Source organism: Herbaspirillum lusitanum P6-12, from assembly GCF_000256565.1.
Lineage (GTDB): Bacteria > Pseudomonadota > Gammaproteobacteria > Burkholderiales > Burkholderiaceae_D > Herbaspirillum > Herbaspirillum lusitanum.
This window is the reverse complement of record NZ_AJHH01000662.1, coordinates 1-5,693: the sequence shown is the minus strand read 5'-3', so window position 1 is coordinate 5,693 and position 5,693 is coordinate 1. Positions and strand designations below refer to the sequence as shown.

The 5,693-nt window shown below is 64.7% G+C and carries 4 protein-coding genes and 1 pseudogene; 1 reads left to right on the top strand and 4 read right to left on the bottom strand.

Annotation, left to right across the window (positions count from 1 at the left end; all coding sequences use genetic code 11):
* The 3 genes and pseudogenes from HLUSI_RS0121720 to mltB form a co-directional block, all read right to left on the bottom strand.
* Positions 1–510, bottom strand: a pseudogene (locus HLUSI_RS0121720) (aminoglycoside phosphotransferase family protein); the annotation flags it as partial.
* A gap of 24 nt (positions 511–534) precedes the next feature.
* On the bottom strand, positions 535–2,712 hold the full coding sequence (locus HLUSI_RS0121715; RefSeq protein ID WP_016835971.1) for a TonB-dependent siderophore receptor: 2,178 nt from the start codon (positions 2,710–2,712) through the stop codon (positions 535–537).
* A 77-nt stretch (positions 2,713–2,789) separates the two neighbouring features.
* Positions 2,790–3,938: a lytic murein transglycosylase B gene (gene mltB / locus HLUSI_RS0121710; protein ID WP_040503774.1), complete on the bottom strand. Its 1,149-nt coding sequence runs from the start codon at positions 3,936–3,938 to the stop codon at positions 2,790–2,792.
* 103 nt (positions 3,939–4,041) lie between these two features.
* On the opposite strand from mltB, the gene HLUSI_RS0121705 reads away from it, so the two are divergent.
* Positions 4,042–4,983, top strand: coding sequence for a histone deacetylase family protein (locus HLUSI_RS0121705; protein ID WP_016835969.1), 942 nt, complete (start codon positions 4,042–4,044; stop codon positions 4,981–4,983).
* Positions 4,984–4,989: 6 nt separating this feature from the next.
* Here the strand turns inward: HLUSI_RS0121705 and HLUSI_RS0121700 are convergent.
* Positions 4,990–5,693, bottom strand: a 704-nt coding sequence (locus tag HLUSI_RS0121700; RefSeq protein WP_016835968.1) for a LysR substrate-binding domain-containing protein, incomplete at its 5' end; no start/stop codon positions are given.

Sequence of the window (5,693 nt, the reverse complement as noted above, 5' to 3'; positions counted from 1 at the left end):
TGCCGGCGCGGCGTAGTCCTGCGCGGCCAGATGCAAGCGCGCCAGCGCCTTGCCGGCTTCATGCGCATGCACGCTGCTGCTGAACGGCGTCCATGACACCGCGTCGCGATACAGGTCGACGCCAGAGGCGACGCCATGCACTTCATAGGTCCAGTGATCGTCGGTGAAGGCGGTGGCGCCGTCGGCTGTCGTGAGCACTTCGCTGACGGCGATGCCGCGACTGCGGAGGTGATTGATGAAACCGTGTTCTTCGCTCAGGCCGGCGACGTCGCGCACCGACACATGATGGCGCTTGACGAACACGTCCATGGTCGAGGTCGTCATCACGCAACCCGCGGAGAAAGGACGCGGGCTATGCCACACCAGCCGCTTCGGCACGCCGGCTTGCGGATAATGCAGCAGGACGCGCGCCACTTCGGCCGAGGTCAGCGCCGGCCAGTCCGATATCACGGCGTCGGCATTCATGCCGTGGCTCAGTACGCGGGTCAGGTGATGGGAGGCGGCTTCCATGGCTTGGTTTGGCTTGGTGGCGACTTAGAAATCGTACTGCACCGACAGGCGCGCCAGACGCGGCGCACCGAGGTGCAGGTAGCTGTCGCCGAGCGACTCGCCGGTGTCTTTCCAGTAGCGCTTGTCGAACACGTTGTCGACCGTCAGGCGCACGGTGGTCGGATGGCCGCCCATCCTGGTCTGGTAACGCAGGCCGGTGTTGAAGATGTGATACGACGGCACCGTTGCGCTGCCGTCGCGCGTGGCGCTCTTGCTGCCGCTGTACAGCCAGCTGCCTTGCAGGTTCAGGCCGGGCAAGGCCGCCAGCGCATAGTCGGCATACAGCGCACCGCGCAGGCGCGGCACGTTGACGGCTTGCTTGTCGTCGTATGCCGGCGTGCCGGTACCGTCCGCGCGCGCCTGGATGAAGGCAAGGCTGGCGGCGAGGCGCAATTGCTTCGTCACGTTGCCGGCGGCGCCGAGTTCGAGGCCGGTATGCGTCTGCTTGCCCTGCTGGACATACTTGAAGCCGCCCGCGCCGTCCGGTTGCGGATACTCGTAAGCCTTCTTCATGCGGAAGATCGCGGCAGTGAAACTCAGGTCCTTGTTCCAGTCGTACTTGATGCCGGTTTCCAGTTGACGCGCCACTGACGGCGGCAGGATGGTCGGGTAGTTGGTCTGCCAGAACGCCGCCGCCGTGCCCATGCTCAGTGTCTCGGCGTAGCTGCCGTAGAGCGACATGTTGACTTGCGGTTTATAGATCAGCGCAAGTTGCGGCAAGAATTGGTTGCGGTCGGTGTCGCGCGTGGTGGCGCCGGTCGCGGCGTAGGTTTTTTCCTTCAGCCAGACCTGGCGGCCGCCTGCCAGCACTTCCCAGCGTTCGCCGAACTGCACGCGGTCGGTGAACAGCATCGCCTGCTGGCGGCTGTCCAGGTTACGGTACGAGGCCGGGATATCGGCGCCCGACGGCGCCAGGGGCGCAGCGGCCGGGCTGTAGATGTTGCCGGTGCCGACCGGGATAGAAATGCCGTCCGACTTGTCGATCACGCGGCGCGACATGGTCAGGCCCAGCGTCAGGCCGTGCCTGAGGGCGCCCATGTTGAACTTGCCTTGCACGACCGCTTGCGCCTCGTCGTTGCGACGGGTGTCGTCCGGGCTGCGATAGTCGTACACGTCGTAGTCGCCGTTGGCCGCGAAGGTCGGCGAGAACACGGTGGCGACATTGCTGCCGTAAGGGAAGGCCAGGTAGTCGTCGATCACCGCGCGGCTGCGACCGGCCGTGATGTAGCCGCGCCAATTGTCGTTGAATTCCAGGTCGAAGCGGGTGTTGAAGTTGAGCGAATCGATGCGCACCGGTTGCACCCAGGGCTGCGGCGACAGCATGGTGGTCGGCGAGACGCCCGACGGCACCGTGGTGCCGCCCAGCAGCTGATAGCCGGCGACCGATTTCTGCGCCTTCTTCTGGTATTCGATGTTGAACGCGAGACGCGCTTTCGAGCTGATGTCCCACGCCGCCGCCAGCGAGGCGAAGTCGCGATAGCCGTTGCTGTAGTCGACGTAGGAATTGATGTCTTCGTGCGCGGCGTTGACGCGCAGGCCGAATTGTTTATGATCGCCGAACAGCACGCCCAGGTCGGTCGACAGGTAGCGCGAACCGTTGGAGTCGGTGCCGAGCATGACCGAGCGCACGTCGGCCGGACGCTTGGTCACGTAATTGACCAGGCCGCCGGCGTTGAGCACGCCGCCTTGCAGGCCGGCCAGTCCCTTGATGATTTCGACCTGTTCCTTGTTTTCCAGCGCGATGGTCTGTTCACCGGCGACCGTCAGCCCGTTGACGCGATAGGCGCTGGCCGGATCGAGCGTGAAGCCGCGGATGCTGAAGTTCTCGTAATAGCCCACCGGCGCATAGTTCTCATTGATGGAGGCATCGTTCTTGACCACGTCCGAGAGCAGCCGCGATTGCTGGTCCTTCATTTGTGCGGACGTCACCACGGATACCGACGCCGGCGTATCCAGCAGGGGCGCATCGTCAAAGCCGGCCACCGAGGCCGAGCGGGCCTGGGTGCCAGTAGCGCCGCTGGCGGTGACATTGATCGTGGGCAGGCTCTGGTCCTGGCCCTGGTTGTCGGAAGTGTCAGCGGCGCGGGTGACGGCGGGCAGGCCGAGCGAGGTGCCGGCCAGCGTCAGCATGAGCGTGGAGGCCAGGGGAGCAATGCGTTTCATCGTGGTTCAGTGGTGGAGGTCAGAAGCTGGAGCGCGCTCTGGGCGCGCTCCGTGGGGGCATAGCAGATGCGCCAGGCTCAGCGGTTGCGCGCTGCTGCTACGGCGCGGCCCAGTTCAGCCACCGACATCGCGTAGAAGTAGCTGCGATTGTACTGCGTGATGGCGAAGAAGTTGGCGGTGCCGATCCAGTACTCGGTGGGGTTGGTGCCATTCTGCAGGTCGACCAGCCCGAAGCGCAGGCCGGCCGGCAGTTCGCTGCCGGAGACCACGCCTGCGGCACGCAATTCGTCAGGGCTGAACTTGGCTTCCAGGCCCTGGTTGATCAGGTTGTCGATCTTGCCGGCGTCGGTGACGGTGGCGGGGAACACGGTCGGTTCGCCGCGCTGCCAGCCGTGGATCTTGAGGAAATTGGCGACGCTGCCGATGGCGTCGACCGGCGAGCTGCGCAGGTCGATCTTGCCGTTGCCATCGAAATCGACGGCGTACTGGCGGATGCTGCTCGGCATGAATTGCGGCCAACCGATGGCGCCGGCGTAGGAGCCCAGCAACGAGAACGGATCGATGTTGGATTCGCGCGCGAACAGCAGCGTGTTTTCCAGCTCGCCGCGGAAGAACGCCATGCGGGCGTCGCGGTTGGCGGTCTTGGGATAATCGAAGGCCAGCGTGGTGATGGCGTCGAGCACGCGGAAGTTGCCGGTGTTGCGACCGTAAACGGTCTCCACGCCGATGATGCCGACGATGATTTCGGCCGGCACGCCGTATTGCGCTTCGGCGCGCGACAGGGCCAGTTCATGCTCGTTCCAGAAGTCGACGCCGGCGTTGATGCGTTTCGGTTCGACGAAGCGCGCGCGATAGGCTTGCCAGTTCTTCGGTTTGCCGCTCGGCGCCGGCTTGATCAGCTGGATCGCGGTGTCGATGTAGCGGGCCTTGTTGAACAGCGCTTGCAGTGCGGCCTTGTCGAAGCCGTTGCGGGCGACCATGTCGTCGATGAAATCGTTGACTTCCTTCCACTGGCTGAAATTGGCGAACTCGCCGTCATCGGCCGGGGCGGCTTTCTTTTTCGGCTTGGCTTGCCTGGCGTTTTTGGCTTTCGTGTTGCTGCTTTTGCTCTTGTCCGTCTGGTTCTTGCGGGTCGTCGATTCCGCATGGACCGCCGCAGGGATCAGGCAGGCAAGGGAGAGAGCGGACAGGCCGAGCAGGCGAAGCAAACGAAGGCAGGGTTTCATTGACCCCGCCCACTCTGCCCCGATCGCTTGGATGTACACTAGCGGGACAGGTCACAGATGCCACGAGACACTCCCGCACGGGAAGAACAAAGCAAAGATAACAATGACGACTGCTTTTTATACGCATGCCGACTGCCAGCGCCACGAGATGGGCGACTGGCATCCGGAGACGCCGCTGCGCCTTCAGGCCATCGAGGATCAACTGATCACCAGCCGCATCGACCAGTTCCTGGAACGACGCGATGCGCCGCTGGCTGACGTCGCCGACATCGAGCGCGTGCACACCGCCAACGCGGTGGCGCTGATCCGCGACAACGCCGCCGCGCTGGCGCAGGACAACCTCGCTCACTATCCGCTGGACGGCGACACATCGATCAACCGGTACAGCTGGAACGCCGCCTTGCGTGCGGCCGGCGCTGCCGTCGCCGCGACCGACGCGGTGATCGCCGGCGAGCTGGAAAACGCCTTCTGCTCGGTGCGTCCTCCCGGACACCACGCCACGCCGACCACGCCGATGGGTTTTTGCCTGTTCAACAACGTCGCCATCGCGGCACGCCACGCCATCGACGTTCATGGTCTGGAGCGCGTGGCCATCGTCGACTTCGACGTGCATCATGGCAACGGCACCGAGGCGGCATTCAAACATGATCCGCGCGTGCTGATGGTGAGTTTCTTCCAGCATCCGTTCTATCCGTTCAGCGGCGCCGATCCGTCCGAGCCGCACATCCTCAACGAGCCGCTGCCGGCGTATACCGCGGGCAACGTGGTGCGCCAGCTGGTGACCGACAAGTGGCTGCCGGCTTTGCATGCACACCAGCCGCAGATGATCTTCATCTCGGCCGGCTTCGACGCCCATCGCGAAGACGACATGGGGCAGATGGCGCTGGTGGAGGCCGACTACGCCTGGATGACGAAGCAGATCATGGACGTGGCGCGACAGCACGCGCGCGGCCGCATCGTGAGTTGCCTGGAGGGCGGTTACAACCTGTCGGCTTTGGGCCGCAGCGTGGTGGCCCATCTCAAGGTGCTGGCCGACCTCGACTGAGTCAGGCTAGGGCGCTGCCAGACGATCGTAAGCGGCAACAATGGCGTCGGCCACGGCCCGCACGCGGGCGGTGCGGTTGAGGTCGCTGTGCAGCACCAGCCACATGTCGTACGGTTCGGCCCGCTCGGGCCAGAGCCGCACCAGCTGCGGCACCGTGTCGGCCATGTAGGTCGGCAACTCGCCGATGCCCAATCCCGCCGCCACCGCTTCGAGCAGCATCAATCCCGAACTCACTTCCATCGCCACCCGTGCATTGGCGGTCGATTCGCCGCAGATGGTGTCGATCTGCGACGCATAGATCGCACGCTGGTAAATCACCACGTCATGTCCCGCCAGCGCGGTGCCCGGTTGCGGCAGGCCGTGCTTCTTGATGTAGCTCCTGGAGGCGTACAGGCCGAGCGCCAGTCGCTTCAGGTGGCGTGAAATCAGATCGGGACTGGTCGGGCGCAGGCTGCGCACGGCCAGGTCGGCTTCGCGCCGGGTCAGGTTGGAGACTTGCGTCGAGGTCGTCAGCACCACCCGGATTGCCGGATGATCGGCCGCCAGTTGCTGCATGGCCGGTATCAGCACATGCTTGGCCATGGTGTCGGTGGCGGCGATGCGCACCACGCCGCACAGGCGCTCGTCGATGCCTTGCATCTGGCGCTGCAACTGGTCGGCGGCCGTTTCCATCTTCTCGACCGCAGACACGGCCAGGTCGCCCGCGGGCA